At 56.5% G+C, this 15,878-nt stretch carries 12 protein-coding genes; 3 read left to right on the top strand and 9 right to left on the bottom strand.

All coding sequences use genetic code 11. The features are described 5' to 3' along the window. Nucleotides 1-307: 307 nt before the first annotated feature. Nucleotides 308-814 (top strand): transposase, encoded by a 507-nt coding sequence (locus tag ACFY5D_RS21985; RefSeq protein WP_387534723.1) that lies wholly within the window; start codon nt 308-310, stop codon nt 812-814. Beyond that, nucleotides 726-1,445 (top strand): transposase, encoded by a 720-nt coding sequence (locus ACFY5D_RS21980; protein ID WP_387534721.1) that lies wholly within the window; start codon nt 726-728, stop codon nt 1,443-1,445. The genes ACFY5D_RS21985 and ACFY5D_RS21980 overlap by 89 nt, the downstream gene beginning before the upstream one ends. A gap of 7 nt (nt 1,446-1,452) precedes the next feature. Here ACFY5D_RS21980 and ACFY5D_RS21975 read toward each other — a convergent pair whose 3' ends face one another. The 9 genes from ACFY5D_RS21975 to wecB form a co-directional block, all read right to left on the bottom strand. Further along, nucleotides 1,453-1,704 (bottom strand): hypothetical protein, encoded by a 252-nt coding sequence (locus ACFY5D_RS21975; RefSeq protein ID WP_387534719.1) that lies wholly within the window; start codon nt 1,702-1,704, stop codon nt 1,453-1,455. 141 nt (nt 1,705-1,845) lie between these two features. Beyond that, complete coding sequence (locus tag ACFY5D_RS21970) at nt 1,846-2,103, bottom strand: hypothetical protein (protein ID WP_387534717.1); 258 nt, start codon at nt 2,101-2,103, stop codon at nt 1,846-1,848. A gap of 362 nt (nt 2,104-2,465) precedes the next feature. After that, entirely contained in the window at nt 2,466-3,644 is a 1,179-nt protein-coding gene (locus ACFY5D_RS21965) for an LCP family protein (RefSeq protein WP_387534715.1), read from the bottom strand. A gap of 386 nt (nt 3,645-4,030) precedes the next feature. Beyond that, nucleotides 4,031-5,356, bottom strand: coding sequence for an acyltransferase family protein (locus ACFY5D_RS21960; protein WP_387534713.1), 1,326 nt, complete (start codon nt 5,354-5,356; stop codon nt 4,031-4,033). Nucleotides 5,357-6,158: 802 nt separating this feature from the next. Then, nucleotides 6,159-7,667 carry an Ig-like domain-containing protein gene (locus tag ACFY5D_RS21955; RefSeq protein WP_387534711.1) on the bottom strand — a complete coding sequence of 503 codons (1,509 nt, stop codon included), beginning with the start codon at nt 7,665-7,667 and terminating at the stop codon, nt 6,159-6,161. Nucleotides 7,668-8,677: 1,010 nt separating this feature from the next. Continuing rightward, the gene (locus ACFY5D_RS21950; protein ID WP_387534709.1) at nt 8,678-9,334 is read right to left on the bottom strand and encodes a GntR family transcriptional regulator; all 657 of its coding nucleotides are present in this window, start codon (nt 9,332-9,334) and stop codon (nt 8,678-8,680) included. A gap of 561 nt (nt 9,335-9,895) precedes the next feature. Beyond that, on the bottom strand, nt 9,896-10,546 hold the full coding sequence (locus tag ACFY5D_RS21945; RefSeq protein WP_387534707.1) for a GntR family transcriptional regulator: 651 nt from the start codon (nt 10,544-10,546) through the stop codon (nt 9,896-9,898). Between the two features lie 2 nt (nt 10,547-10,548). After that, nucleotides 10,549-11,202, bottom strand: coding sequence for a GntR family transcriptional regulator (locus ACFY5D_RS21940; protein WP_387534705.1), 654 nt, complete (start codon nt 11,200-11,202; stop codon nt 10,549-10,551). Between the two features lie 51 nt (nt 11,203-11,253). Then, nucleotides 11,254-12,366 (bottom strand): non-hydrolyzing UDP-N-acetylglucosamine 2-epimerase, encoded by a 1,113-nt coding sequence (gene wecB / locus ACFY5D_RS21935; protein WP_387534703.1) that lies wholly within the window; start codon nt 12,364-12,366, stop codon nt 11,254-11,256. Nucleotides 12,367-14,356: 1,990 nt separating this feature from the next. On the opposite strand from wecB, the gene ACFY5D_RS21930 reads away from it, so the two are divergent. Then, complete coding sequence (locus ACFY5D_RS21930) at nt 14,357-14,917, top strand: hypothetical protein (protein WP_387534701.1); 561 nt, start codon at nt 14,357-14,359, stop codon at nt 14,915-14,917. The last annotated feature ends 961 nt before the right edge of the window (nt 14,918-15,878 follow it).

Below are 15,878 nucleotides of genomic sequence, written 5' to 3'. Positions count from 1 at the left end.
ATGCCCTCGGTCATCAGCCGGTGGTCGTTGAAAGGGCGCCCCGCCTTGCCCGCGGAATCGGGCATCAACGGGGCAATCAGCTCCCACTGGGCATCGGAGAAAACGGTGTAACGGGATTTCACCCGTCAATTATCCCCGGGAGCACCATCGGCAATTAGGAGACACGCCCTAGTACCGCGGCTGGCAAGGATTGCTTCCCTGGGCTGATCCGCCGGGACGGTTCCCGTTGCGTGCGCGGTGCGTTCGGCGCACGCTGGGTATGCGGGTTTCCGCTTTCTCCCGGGAGGATTCGATGTCACACCCCGTGATGGTACGAGAACTTGAAAACGACGAGGAACCGCGGTTGCTGCAGATCGTGCGGCGCGGTTCGGACTCGGTGGTGACCTGGCGCCGGGCGCAGATGGTGCTGCTCTCGGCCCAGGGCATGGACGTGGCGGCGATCGCGCAGGTCGCCTTCACCAGCCCGGACCGGGTCCGCGACGTCCTGCACCACTTCAACCACGACGGGCTGGACTCGCTGCAGCCCCACTACGCCGGCGGGCGCCCGCCGAAATTCAGCCCGGAACAACGCGACGAGATCACCAAGGTCGCGCTGGGCCGCCCGGTCGACCTCGGACTGCCGTTCTCGACCTGGAGCCTGTGGAAACTTGTCGACCACCTGGTGGACCAGGGGGTGGTGGAGGACATTTCCCACGAGGGCCTGCGCGTGCTGCTGCGCGATCAAGGTGTCTCCTTTCCAATCCATCAAGACGTGGAAGGGCAGCACGGATCCCGACTACGAGGAAAAGGCCAAGCGCGTCCAAGAGCTCTATGACATCTCCGACGGCAAGGCCGAACCCGGGGAAGGCGACCCCGACGTGGTCATCTGCTTCGACGAATTCGGGCCCTTGAATTTGCAACCGCACCCCGGGCACCAATGGGCCCCGGCCGCCACCGGAAGCGGGGACCAGGATGCCCCGCGCCGGCGCCGGCGGCGGGCCACCTACAAACGCCCCCATGGGGTGCGGCACCTGCTGGCCGGCTACGACCTGTCCACCGACAAGCTCTACGGGCACGTCAAGACCCACAAGCGCAGGACCCAGTTCCTCACCTTCATGCGCTACCTGCGATCCCTGCACCCGATCACCGAACGCATCGCCATTGTCATGGACAACTACGGAGCGCACCTGTCCACCAGGGTGGACGCCAGGGTCGGGGACTGGGCCGCGGCGAACAACGTCGAACTCGCCTACGTGCCGTTCTACAGCTCCTGGCTCAACCGGATCGAACCCCAGTTCACCGCCCTGCGCTACTTCGCTCTGGACGGCACCGACCACCCCAGCCACAAGGCGCAGGGCAGCATGATCCGCCGGTTCATCACCTGGCGTAACAGCCACACCACCGACCCGAAGCTGCGCAAGGTCATCCGCCGCGCTTCCACCATCAAGCGGGCAAAGGTTGCCTGACGCGGTACTAGTACTGCCAGGGGAAGAAGTTGCCGAACAGCCGTTCCATGTACAGGTCGTGGTCACCGTGAGTGCTGGTGACTTCCTGCAGGTGCTGGAAGTGCTCCGGCATGAACAGCCCGTAGAACACGATGGTGCCAACGAACAGCACGATAGCTGCGGCCGCCAGGAGCAGGAGGGCGAGAACGATTTTGATTCCCGGCTTCGTGAAGAAGAGCAAGAAGATTGCAATAACGAAGGGGGCGATGAAGAACATCATGAGGGTTTTCCTGTCGTAAGTTTCGTATCAAATGCGGTTGCGTATCAGGGGTAACTAGTTACGTATCTGGAAAAGAGCATAAGGGAAGGCCCCGACGTTTTCATGATGTCGGGGCCTTCCCTTCCCTTGCCTTGTGGGCGTCTAGTTCTCGGAATCGAGTTCGTCTTCCAGGGCCTCACGGATCCATCGTTGCGCGGTTTCAACGGTGACCTGGTTCCAGCACTGACCAAACCCGGTGAAGTCGAAGTAGTCTCGGCCGTCGAAGGTGCAGCGGGGGGCGATTTCCGGTTCGTCGCAATCGCTCATCCAGTGCACACCGTCGTCCTTGATGTCGAAGGTGTCGTAGAAGCCGGCCTTTCTCAGGTTCTCTGCCGCGCCCTCGGCCGGGATCAGTGGCATCGCCTATCCGTTCCAGCGCCGGGCGCCGGTGTAGGCGGGGATGGGGGTTCCTTCATCGAAGGACACTGCCGCCAGGTGATGCTGCCCAAAGACGGTCTTGACGGTTAGGGAAGGTCAAAAATCAGCCATGGTTTGTTCCTTTTGCTGAGGTGTGCTACCTATCCGGGGTACGTGTCTTTTTCCTCGATTATTTTTTGGTTGCTAGCGAGATTCTTCGAGCGTTCATGCCGATCCGGTGACCTCAACTGACCAAGCCGCACTGCATTTGTACAAAGCGCTTGATCGGGCGATGCGAACCATCCGGACCGGTAGCATCGACGGATTGCTGGGCGCTGAGGAGTGCGCACGTATTGACAGCCTTCTCAGCAGAGAGGAGCCGCTGCCGTTCTCTTGACGGTGTCGATCTTTTCGGAGGCATTCTGGGTCTCGTCCGCTCCCTCAAATTCCTTGTCTAGAGTGGTGGGTTTCCCCCCTTTGGCGGCTTCTTTGGCGTCGGTGTCTCTGGAAAAAATCAACGGCTGGTCCGCGGCCAGTGCGGCCCATAGCCGTTGGGCGTCGGCCGACGGTTCAACACGGGCAGAGTTCGCCGTCGCCGGTTGCCACGGCATCGTGAGGAAAGTGATCTCCGTGTTCGGCACCTCGTTAACACGCAGGGCCAGGCCCGCCAGCTGGGAGACCGAGGAAAGCCCGTCGTCAACGGTGAGCGATGAGGTGATCGCGTCCACGAACGCGTAGAGACGGTCGGGACGGGAGAGGACTTCCGCGCTAGTGGCCCGTTGCGCGATCGCCGCCATCACCATCTGCTGGTTGGCCATGCGCGAAATGTCGCTTCCGTCGCCGATCGCGTAACGGACCCTGGCCAGTGCGAGGGCGTCCTCGCCGCCGAGTTCCTGTTCGCCGGCTGGAAGATCTAGGAGGGCATGCTTGTCTTGCAGGGGGTGTTCCAGGCACACGTTGATGCCACCGACCGCCTCGACAACGCGTGCGAACCCGTCGAAATTCAGGGACATGACGTGATCGATCCTCAGCCCTGTCAATGCCTCGACGGCTCTGACCGAACAGTTCTCCCCATAGTTGAATGCGGAATTGATCATGCCCCAGCCACCGGCAAAGCTCCCGAATCCCACATCGTCGCAGGAGGGGCGAAGAAGTACGGTGTCGCGCGGAATCTGCACGGCGTCGATACGGGTGTTGCCGCCTGCGATGTGCACCAGCATCATCGAATCGCTTCGTCGGGTCCCGGTGTCTTGGCCGTACTTGCCCTCGCCAGTATCTCTCCCGTCCGATCCCAGGACCAGGACATTGCTTGCCGACGAGCCAACCTGGGCGCCGTTGATCATGGCTTCGGCACTGGACTGAAGACGCGCGACAGTGAGGTTTCCCTCCAACCGCGAAATCAGCGCCAAGGCCCCCACCACGGCCAGGATGAGCAGGCCTGCGACGATGACGAGCGCAAGGCGTCGTCGTTGCACAATCTTCCGTCGGCTCTGTAACCGCCGTGCATTTATCATCCGCGCGCCAGCGTTTGCTTCTGCGTTCATGCGACAAGACCTTTCAAAAACAAAAAACATTTAGCTTGATACAAAATATGACCTGACATTTTCTCGGGTCTGGACGTGCCGGATATCTGGGATCGCCTTTCTTACCGGGCTGTTTGAGTTTTCTAGGACCTCAATAATCCGGACAGAAAGCCATACGCGACGACACGACTTGCAGTCCCGCCGTGGTCCCGCAGTTAGCGACGGTTGACATTTGGCGAGTTTGCCTTGTTGGCAAGCGCCCGGTCGGGCCATTTTTCGCAGCACCTGCGCCGTTTTTGTTGACCGTTAGGGCGTCCATAAAGTCTTGGAACATCGACAAATCACGTTTCAAGGTTTTGCCGGCTTGGCGATAATTGTTGAGTCCGGTTTCAGTGGTAATGACGGGATCAATAAATGGCCAATCCGGTAGTAGTCATGAGCAGAGTGGCAATGAGGTTAATGAGAGGCCAGTTGTTCCACCGTGGTTCGTACCAAGGCTTATGAAACCGTAACCGGGTGATTCTGAAATGCGCGAAGTTGGAGAGTGCATAGGTTGCAAGGCCCCCGTAGACCAGCAACGTTATGGGGGACAGCGTAGGGAATGCGGTGTGTAGAGCCCAGAAAACGGGCAAATGTATGAGCAGGATCTCATAGCTAAGGGATCCCAGGGCTCTAAAAGGTGGAAAGCCGAAGAAGGTGTGTAGGTAGATGGTTTTCATGCTGAGCGACAGGCATAGCAGCCCGAGACCCAAGCAAATGACTATTAATCCGCTGGGATATTTTTGTACGTATTCGTTGAGGAAATGTTCGACGACGATCGCGAAAATCGCGAGCAGGGCCATGCCTGTCCATAGAACCGCAGATTTGCTGGATTTGTGGTCCGTTGCTGGGGTGGCCTTGGGACGCTGCTGGAGCAAACTGGAGACGGTTGCAAAAAGTGATCCGCAAAGAAACGGCAATGCATGCGTATCTGACCCCAGATACAGCCTTTCCGTGGTGTGTGTTGTGGCAAGTAGTGGGCTGATGGATGCGCCCACCGTGGCCAGAACCAGCCAGTATGTCGTGAACAGCCCAAGCTTGTTTCTGGATGATGCCCAAAGAAACTTGAAAAGTAGCGGCAGCACGATGAGAAACTGAGCAACTAGGGAAATCGTCCACATGGCCGCGAAAGGGTGAATCTTTGTCGTGCTGTCCCAGCTTGGAACACCTGAGAGTAGCTGTTGCCAATTGGCAAACTGGCCGAGCGTTGCGAGAACGATTGGGAACGACTCGTTCTTTTCCGTTGTGTTGCCAACAAGGAGGATCGCCAGACTGGTGGTTGCGAGTACAAATATGGCCGCCGGGGCATATCGTTTGATGGTTCTGCTGTAGTAAGCCTCGACGTTGATGTGGCCAAACTCCAGCTGTTCACGAATGAGGTTTGAGGTGGCTAAGAATGCTGTGACTAGCATCAGCGCGTCGAGAGCGTAGAACCCCCTGACCGTCTGGTTGGAGTGATACAGCAGTGCCAGCAGAGTCGCGATTCCAAGTAAACCTTCATGGGCACGATTTGATCGTCTGCATGCAGGCAAAGACTCTCCCTGAGTCTTCAACGTTGGGGAGATTGGTATTTGCGGGCCGGACGACGATGTCTGGTGCATTGGAGTTCCAAATTTCTGTTGTTTTTCGGTGTCGTTTTGTGTGTTCTCGATCGCATAGGTCTTTGAACTGTGAATGATTCGTAGCTCGGTCAAAACACCTGGTAACCGACTCTGACGCTATGGTTTTCGGCGCAGAATGCTGCATATTTTTTGTATCCAAGGTTTCATCTCTAGGGTGCTGATCCTCCTGTCGCATGAATGAGTGATGCTTTGCGATCAGATGCAGAGTTCCCCGCCATTGTGGAAGGCCTGTGTCAGTGTTCAGTGAGACAAGCTGGGAGGCTGAATCGCGTAGTCGCTGTCAACGCCACGCTAAGCTGCCGCGTCGGAGCGTTGGTCCGATAGAGAGGGCTAAACCAGTCCGAATCGATTGGCTTAGCGATTCTAATTGGTCCGGGATTTCCATACTGAACAATCCTCGGTGGGCGTCCGGTCCGAGCGCCTCGACTTGCTTAGCGATCCGATTGTCGTAAGCAAGATCTACATATCTCCTGGACCACGGGAACATTTGTACAGCCAAAAATCTCCCCTGTATAGAGGAAAGCTGGAACGTTGCAAGAGTATCCACCAGTAGCTCCAACGAACACTGGTCCCAAGTTCACAATTGCCCTTGTGGTGTTGTGGTGTTGTGGTGTTGTGGTGTTGTGGTGCTGACGCGATGACGTTCAACCGTTCATTAGTGCTAGGTGAATTGGGGCTACACATCATCTCTGCTGGGAAGTGCTATCAAACAGGGATGGTGGGTTCAGCGAATGTACAGTTTGAGAGATCTAGGCATGTCCATGGGAAGGTGCGCTAGATGTCAGCGGTCAGGAGATTGCAAACATGGGGCCCACCACTGTCAGTGATGGGCCCCACACGCATTAGGTCGCTTTAAGGTTGACCTAGATTTTATCTACTGTTCTGAGATCTTGCGGCGGCGGAGCTGCACGGCGCCGGCGAGACCCAATGCGAGAATTCCTGCACCGCCCGCGATGGCCGGGTCGGCAAGCGGGGTCTCGAGTGCCTCGATAATGACCGTCAGCGTGATCGGGTCGGATTTGACGCCATCGATGGTCTGAGTGACGGGAAGGCTATTTTCGCCGACGGTGAGGCCGGTTGCGTCGAGCTTCCAGCTGCCATTCTTGTCGACTGTGGTGGTGAGAGGCCCGGTTGGGGTATTGACGGTGATGGTCGCACCGGGTTCGCCTCCTCCTGAAAGGGTGGCGGACTTGTTCTCGCTATTGACCGAGTCGACCTTGGCGCTCAGATCAGCCGCTGTGATCATGATCTCGAGGGATTTGAACTCCTGGGGATCGATCTGGGCAACGCCGACATTGTTTTTACCGAGTTTGAGGCCAGTTCGCGTTGCGGACCAGTTTCCATCTTTATCGACAGTGACCTTCACTGCTCCATCTCCACCACCGATGGTGATCGCTGCACTCGGGGTTCCGGTGCCATGAATGATTGCAGATTTCTCCTGGTTGTTGACCGTTTTGACCGATGCGTCAAATGCATGGGTGGCTGCTTCAATGTTGACCGTGAGATTCACCGGTGCAGAGACCTTTCCGTCGATGGTCTGCGTAACCGGAATGGAGTTTGGTCCGGTCTTGAGGCCTGTGGCGTTCAGGGTCCATTTGCCATCTTGGTCGATGGTGCCGGTGACGGGGCCGGTGGGGGTCGTGGCGGTGACGGTGGCACCGGGTTCTCCCGTTCCGGACAGGGTCGCAGACTTGGCGCCATTGTTCACGCCGGTGACCTGTGCCGTCAGTGGTGCGGTGTCAGGAGCTTCCGGGGTTACAGGCTTGAGAACGTCAAGAAAGATGTTGTTGTTCAACGTGAAACCCTTATCTGGTTGCTGGCCGGTGTTGACCACTCCCCAGTTAAGCTCCAGACCTGGAACAGAGAACTGCATATTCTTAGGCCCAGCAAACGACTCTGGCACGAGGACGGATTGGGCGTTAGGCTCCCCCGGAAGCGACCGGATGGAGAAGTCCTGAACTTCCTTGCCGTTGCAATCGACGAGATAAGCACGTGTTTCCATCGAGCCGGCAGTCAGGCATTTGCCGCTCTGTTCGTGAATAACGGGCCCCACTGTGCCCATCTTTGGAAAAGTAAAAACGTCTCCAGATCCAAGGACATTCGAGCTGGCTGACGGGCCAACATTGCTCAGGCTTTTGTTAACAGTGCCTTTTGTGCCACCCAGCCTGGCCTTTGCGCTTGTCCATAGGTTGTATGCGTCGTTGCCGTTGGCGCCGTACTTGATCGTGATGAACGGGCCGATGAGACGGTCGCTTCCTGCGGCGCGCTGAGAGGCTGATGAAACCGTATCCGGGATTGGAGCGGCCTGTGCGGGGGCGCAAAGCGAGAGGGCGGCTACGCAAGCAAGGCCGCCTCCAGCCATGAGCTTGGTGAAGTTGTTCATGAGTTCCTCTTTCGATCGTGGGCAGGCGGCACGGGTGAGTGCCGATCCGAATTAAAATATAACATGTTAGCTGTTACCTATCAAATATCTTGCGTGATTGGGATTCATTCGAACGGGTTGTCGCCCATGGAGAGGTTTGCGTCGTTGTGCGTGTGCGAGTGCTTTGCCGTCGCGACATTGCGCAAGGGGACGAGTGAGTGCGGCTTCCGGCGCCCCTAACGATCAGCTTCATTGACACTTGTGTGCGTGCTTAAATTCGAACACTGTGAATCCAGATATGCAGCGAGGGGACTCGCGCCACATGTCGCCGATGTAGGAGTCCGCGGAAGGTTGTGACTGAAGGAGCAGCTGCCCTTTGGTGATCAGCGACTAGGGCGAGCATCGGCATCGAACTCAATACAAGTACGTGAACTCGCTGTTGAAATTCATCGGATTTGTCACCACGGACACGCGCACTATTGGGGCAGTGGACACAAAGCACAAATGTGTAAAGGGTGGGGAGCGCCCCTACGAGTCCCAGCCTTCGGCATGGAAGCGGGAGCTCACTTGTACAGTCCCTGAACAAAGAAGACCCCCGTGGCGGCATTCCTCCCGAAGGTGAACTTTCCACCAATTAGCGAGGCGGTGGCGAAAGGCTAACCGTTCTGCGCCGGCGCCCTGAAGACCGAATCGGACGTTGTCGCGGTTCTCTTCGAATGGGCGCTTTGGTACAACTGCGAACGCCTTCATTCCTCCCTGAGCAACCAAACGCCGGAGGAATTCGAGCGAACCTATTATGATGAAATTTCCGGCTCGTTACCCGACGCTGCCGCGCACAAAACGGCGGCATGATTTGCGGGACGGTTCAATGACGGGGCACTGCTCTTCAAGATGGACATAAACAGAAGCTTCGGGATCTTGGAGTGACACGGCTTGAGCTTATGGCTCTCCATGCCACCTTTGGGAGGTGTTGGCTGTTCCGTGCAGACTTGGCTTTGACAGTCGTCGGGCAGATGCCAGGAAGGCCGCGCTTACTTCACAGCCTGGAGGTATTGTGTGGGTCGGGTTTGAAGCATGCAAACGTGGGTGAGTTGACGAAACATCTCGACGGCTACAGAATTCTCACCACGATAGAGTGCGTCATGTAAGCCTTGCTCGGCGACGTTAAACTCTGCAATTGCTTCAGGGGTGAGTCTTAGGCCGACAGCGTCGCGCTGCATAAGGGGAAGAAACTGCTGGGAGACTATGTTTGTGAGCGCTGGTGCGTCGTTCCATGAAACGATAGCCTCGGTGATTGCCCAGTAGGCTTTGAAGCATGCCGATGAGTCGGTTCTAGCTTCAACCTCCGGCAACTCAGGTGCGCGCGCTTCAGGATTCGCGGAATGCATTAGTAAGCCCGAGATGAGCACGGTCAATGCGTGTGAAATTGATTCTAGAGCGGATGCGTCCATTTCGCTGACGCGGGTGTATCGGTTTGGCGCAGAGACTACGAGGCCTGCTAGTTGCAGCCGGTTCAGTGCATCACGAATGGTCGTCCGGGATACACCTAACCAGCGTTCCATTTCGGGGTTCTTCAGCACGGTGCCCGGCGAAAGCTGTTGGGACACGATTGCGTCGCGCAGCTGGACATAAACCTCATCCTTTAGGAGCACCCGGGGTCGGGCCCCGAGGTAGGGCTGACTATTCATCGAGTGTTTCATTCCCCATGGCGTTGATCCTGGGGTCTGCCCCTGGCCGCCATCGCAGGAATGATAGTTGCGTAGGCTCTGACTTCGTAGCAGAACTGTGTCCGCGGTGAGGGTCAACTGGGTGAGAAAGAGAGGAACCCGCGGGGGCTAATCCCGCCATGGTGAGGCTGCCCCCGAGCATTTCGCCGCTCGGGCGTGAGGGCGGTCCCGATCCATACATGCGTCAGAACCTTTCGTGAGTGATTGACTTTAATTGTCGATTGACAGGTAAACGGTAACATTACAGTTGAATCTAAGTCAAAGCTTCTTCGAACGATTAGCACCAGCATCGGTGTATTTTCACGGCCCAGACACCCTCGACAACGACCTCAACAACAGGGGGCGAGGATCAGGCAAATGCGAACCCAGCCCAAGCGGCTCATACAAAGAGCCATTCTGCGCGCTATCGAACATTATGAGGCGGGCTTTTGAAGGCCAGGTCGTCACAGAGCCCGCGGAAGTTCAATACACTGGATGGACACGTCGCGCAGGCTAAATGCGGAGCCTGTTGAGTGCTGGCAGTTAGCCCGCGTTGCGTGTGCGGAGAAAATCCTGCAAAGGTTCCATAAAGTCGCGAATTTCGCGAATCGCTTCAGCTCCGTTGCCTGCCATGGTGGCAGCATGAATTGACAACCAGCGGGAGAAAATCGCCTCGGGCGCCACAATGCTCTCGGGGAGGTCCATGATGCGGTTCACCATAGGCGCACACTGTTGTATGCACTCATAAAGGAATTTGTTCCCGGAAATCTGCGTTAGCTCACGGAGATAGTCGCCTGTCCGTATGACAAAAGCGTAGCTATCATTCGTCTCCATGGCGGCAACGACATCTTGGTTGATGCGCTCAAGGAGTGCCAGCGAATGCTTGTCCAAATTCGGGAAAGCTTGCTCGATAACGAGGCAGAAGAATTGCAGTTGCGTCACAACTGCTTGAGCAATTTGTATGGGGTCGATTGGGGCGACGCGGGTGTATCTGTTGGGAACCATCTCTACAACATGCGTGCCTACGAGGCGGCCGAGCGCGTCTCGTATGGGAGCACGCGACATGCCAAGCCACTGCGCAAGCTCATCATCCTTGAGGTGTTCCCCCGGTTTTAGCACGCCATTTACAATCGCTTCCATAATTTGTGTGTAGGCAACATCGCGAAGAAGCGTGCGTTCAATTTTCTCAGTCATATCTATACCTCGATCGCAGATGCTATGACTTTCGCGGCGTAGTCGAAGTGCGCCGCGGCTTGTTCTTCTGTGGTTGGGGTGTCTCGTTCCAAAGCCGCAGCTATGACCCGGGCTGGGGCCGGCGATCCTGAGAGGTTCGAAAAATCATACTCGCCGTTCCCACGCATCAGCTCTCCATAGGCTCGGTCGGCGAATTGGAGCGTAAAAGCGTTGTTAAGGATTAGGAGGAAGGGGCGATAAAGCATGCCGAAAAACTCCATGGCGTTCATTTCGCCTTGCGGGTGATCCAGCCGGTGCAAAGCTGCAAGAAAAGCCGTATCGTCACTCGAAGTTAGCCTTGCAGTTGTTTCATGAATCGCTGCCATTATGAGACAGCGGTAGACAGAAAGCGCCTGAGGGATCCGACTCCGAAGGCACGGTGCCACGACCGTTCCCGATTGAGGGCGGGTCTCAACAAAGCCATCGTAGACAAGTTTGCGTATGGCTATACGCAGTGAAGTCCGGGTTCCGCCAAAACGCGCCAGTATCTCCGACTCACGAAGGGGATCACCTGGCTTTAGGGTGCCATCGATGATTGCTTTGTGCAGTGCTTTGTAAACCAAATCTTGCAGTAATTCGCGGCGTGCTATTGGCACGACTGGTTGTGGAACGGGCATCCATGACTCCTCACATCACAGCCATCTTACACGTTGGCTGTAACATGTAGGTCAGGTTACGTCTGCGAGTTTGCAGGCGATTTGAGCGATCTGAATTCCTGCCGTACCGGTGCCGTAGGGCGAGTCCATGTGCTTGCTGTCAGCTGGAAACAATGGATACTGCAGGGCCATGCGAAGCGAAGCGCACAGGTCCTGTGTCGGGGTGACCAATATGGCGAACCCTGCTTCCATTGCTTCGGGCCGTTCGGTGGAGTTTCGGACAACTAGAAGTGGTTTCCTGAGAACTGTGGCTTCTTCTTGAACGCCTCCGGAGTCAGAGACGAGGAGATCGGACTGCCGGGCAAGTGCGATAAATTCCGCATGCCCGAGTCCGATCCGCACATCGAGATGCCTCAGCCATTCCTTCAGTCCGAATTTATCGATCGCAGCTTCGGTGCGCGGATGCAACGCGAGGAGTACATTCTCTCCGGAGGTGGCAAGGGCGCGGAGAATTCGTTCAAGACTTGCCCTGGAATCCGTGTTCTCGGGTCGGTGAATCGTGGCGAGGACACGACTTTGCCCCTGCGTTTGTGAATCGTCACGGAAAGTGATGTCGAGTTTTGTGGCCTTCTCTAGCGCCTGGTGGGTTGCTTCAATAATCGTGTTTCCCGTTACGGTGATCCTGTCCGCATCGATACCCTCGTCAAGAAGGTTCTGCCTGTTGTGCTCGGTCGCTGCGCAGTGGATATCTGAGAGCGCCCCAACCACGCATCTGTTGAGTTCTTCGGGCATTGCCCTGTCGTGTGAGCGTAGGCCGGCTTCAACATGGATGACGGGGATGCCTGCATAATTCGCTGCCTGCGCCCCTGCCGAAGTGGAATTGGTGTCTCCCTGCACAATGACTGCCGACGGGCGGTTTTGCGCAAAATGGTCGGTGAGCTCGCTGATGCCGTTAGCAATCTGGTGCCCACGGGAAGCGCCACTCATTCTGGTGAGCCGAACATCAGGGGTGCCGAGGCCGAGATCGCGGAAAAATTGTCCGGCCATCGCTTCATCCCAATGCTGTCCGGTATGGATAACGCGGGCGCGCGGACCAAGACTCTGGATGACGCTGGCGAGCTTGATGATCTCGGGCCGGGTGCCCAGAACAATCGCAATGTCGCCTGAGGGAGTATTCGGTTCCATGATAGAGAGGTTCCTTCGGGTCGGGCTGCCCAATGCAGCTAGTTCAATCGTGTCGGTCGAGATTGCTTTCGCGTTGCGGATCGTTGGCGCCCAATTGCACTTTGTGCGAATGAGCTGGCTAAATGCTTTCCAGCAACGGCGTAGAAGTAGATGGATATGCGAGTCTCGAGTCAACTGCGGTCAGTGCGGTTGAATCGTGATCCGCTTTCGAGGGCGGCAAAAGGCCTCCCAGCTTGCGAACTCACCGATGTCAATGCCTGCGTAGGTGGTAGAAGGCTCAGGCCGCCCACCGCCGGGAAAGCCGCGTCGACTGGGCCTGTCAAACAGCAGGAGGTTGATCTCTTATCCTGACTGCGCGTCGCGTTCCAAGGATCGTCTTGCTGCTAGCGATTAAGAAATTTGCGGCCAATTGTTCGACGTTGTTCTGTTCATTGCTTACGACCTGTTTCTCTTGCAGATGGGGGCATGGGCCGCGGGATTTAGCATTGTTGTATCTCCATGTATGGTTCACGGGCTCCGAGTTCTGGCCTTCGTAAAGTGGAATTGGCCCTGTGGTTGGCGGGGCAATCGACGTCATTGAGGCGAAGTTGGAACATTAACCAAACTAACATGTCAGGGGTTACCTGTCAAAATAATAAGAGCTGAAGCGAGTGAGACTGGAGATTGAGGTTCATCTTCCGATTCTGATGTCGGGCTTTGCGCCAGGAACATTACCTGGGTGTGTCAGTGATTCCGCGAGGGACCTCTCCCTTGAGCCGAGAGCCACTGACACTCGATCTTTTCGGGTGCGTCACCGTACTGATAGCCCTTGTGATTCAGTCCCTAGCCGACGCATGCCTAAATGGAGCAATACCTCTTCCGCATCCCGGGAGCGTTCTATTTTGCTCACTGCCACGCTTCGATATCAGACGCGTCGCATAGGTCTGAGAAGCTCAAGAGCTACGCAACGCTGTGCGTTCATTCACTCATCGCCCAAGAAGAAAGGAGGCGTTAGCTCCGTTGCTGTGAGGATAGTTCGTCTGCTGTTTCAATGAATTGGTTCCGTCCGCCAACGTAATCTTTACGAATGCGAGAGGACGATGACCCAAAAACTAGGTGCAGTTCTTTCGAAGTGGTCTTAGCCAGTAGGCCGGGATGGGTGCGCGTTTCCGTCCGTTATAGTTCTCATTCATCCTGCGCAAAGAAAGGGTAGTAGGTTTACGTAATGAAGTGAGGAGTGATCGTATCGTTAGACAGAGGAAGAGGCTGTGTGCGGGGGCTGTTCCTTACCGGCACCCAGAGATATTGGCCGAGGCTACGGTGCCTGTCGAGCTTCTCAGCCATATTCTCGTTGCGCCTATGAAGAGCCCCGCACCTAGCCGACGGAGAGCAGCATCAAAGAAGACATCAGATTTCGGTCGTTGTATCCACTTGATAGCGATGAAGATACGACCACAGATGAATTGGCTTCCTCTGTGACGATCTCATCGGTTGCCTGCGCTGAGCGGACCTGGATGACGAACCCCTGCACCATCCAAGCAGTGGGACCGGTCGGCCTGTGCGTCCACACACCACCCCACAGAGCATCATGCGGCTGGCCAATGGCCGCGGCAGGTCGAGCATCATTAACAACCCACCACCGACGAATTCGGTTGGAAACACAAACACGGGTTCATCCGCTCCGAGATGGACCGTGTGCTTTTCGAAGACCTCTCGCAATACAAACAATTCACTCCCATGGAGAACCGCTCTTGGTGGTTTCCAGCCCTAGCCCTCTACATCACACGCGAATTGGTCACGTGGGTAGAGGTTTCATTGCCAAGACCGAAACAACCAACACGTTGCGATGGTCCATTGCGTGTTGCGTCCTGGCCATCGGTTCTCCACGGCACAGAACACACCACATCGGCAGAAACCCCCTATATTCATGACAGTGAACCAGAAGGTTGGATCCATGATCGTGGGTCCCAATTCTGGACAACAGCCGACCACTATCACGAGGAACCAACGTATGAAAACGACCCCGCCGCTGACGGCAACTCCGGAGCTGGCCAGCCTTCTTGCCGGCCGAGGATGGCTCCGCGCTACGGAGCTCAACACACCTGATTGCACGGTGTGGGACTATGCGCCCAGCCTGCCTGAGCAACAAACGCCCGAACAAAAAGTCGCACCCACAACCATCTTCATAGATCACACGGGGGATTCTGAGTTTTGTTTCGTGGAACCTGCCACGCGCACCACACTGTGGAACACCTACTCAAGGAATTTCGGTTGTCCGGAGGACCTCATCAGATGGTTGCCAGTCATTGAAAACTGGCGTGCGCCGCGCAGCCATGAACATGAGTCTCCCTTGGGGTTTGCCCGGCTACGAGCACGGGGCCTCATTTCCAACTCGGAGATGATGGAAACCCTTGAGCACTTCCCCCATGTCCCGGTGGACACCGATGGGTATGTCCCGTCTCTGAGCGGAACGATTGGCGAACTTCATCAAGCGTACAGGGCCAAGCTCCTGAGCAAAAAGGAATTCAAAGTGCTTATGGCTGCCTCCCGCCATGCCGACCTACTGCACTAGCAATGAAGACTCTGCGAACGCCCTGGGCATCGAAAATTCGGTGGCATCCCAACCCCTGCGCTCCGCCGTGGGAATATCGATTGGGTCACTGACGGGCGAGCGTCGTGGCGGGCATCTGGTTTTTGACCCTGCAGGCGCCGGCAGGTGAGCCCGACAACGAGGGATATATCGCCTAGACTGCCCCAAAGCCGGAGCTCGGGACCTGCCCGTCCCGACGCCCAGGTCCCGAGCTCCGGTCGGGCGCTCCGGTCCGGCGGGACGGGCAGGAGCGGCTTACAGGGGTCGGCGCACAATACTCTGGCCGGGAAGCAAAAGATGTGCCCACTTATGAAATCAGTCGGTCAATCAAGCGCTGTCTAACCCGGCGCGTCTATTGCGTTCTTTGCTCACAGGGCGAGGCCTTGAACAACGCTTGACGGACATAGAGGGGCCAAGGATAGTAAACACGAGATGGGAGATTGCGATCATTCCGGGAAGGATTCTCCAAACCTGACTGGATATGCAGAAACTATCGGAGCATGAAGGTGCCGGATGACCGTGAGCGGCACCTCCGAGTAGGAACGCTGAGGATAAGCTGTCACGTTGCTTTGAAGCTGCAGTTTGATCTGTGCAAATCAGCGAGGTTTCAAGCACATCGATTTGGCCGTTAGAGCCAACCTCAACGTATCGATGTTGCTCGATATATTGCCGATCCGTCGGTTCTCGATGTCTGTTAACAACCGGCATAGATGTTCCGCCGCATTATATCAAGGTCCCGTTAGATCAGCATCTGATAGTTCCCATACAGCCGCGCAGTATGATCGCCGCGGTGCAGATACGAAATTTCCAACAAGTCCTGGATGCCATCCAGGTCTTTTTGCTTCGCACGTGCTGGACGAAGCTGCGGCGGCCATCGCGGCCTAGGGCGTGTCTCCTAATCGACTCTCGGTGATTGCCGTGCTCCAGATCAGGACGGCGTGCA

The organism is Paeniglutamicibacter sp. NPDC012692, assembly GCF_042901625.1.
Taxonomy (GTDB): domain Bacteria; phylum Actinomycetota; class Actinomycetes; order Actinomycetales; family Micrococcaceae; genus Paeniglutamicibacter.
Note: the sequence above shows the minus strand (reverse complement) of the source record. Positions and strands in the feature narration are given on the sequence as shown.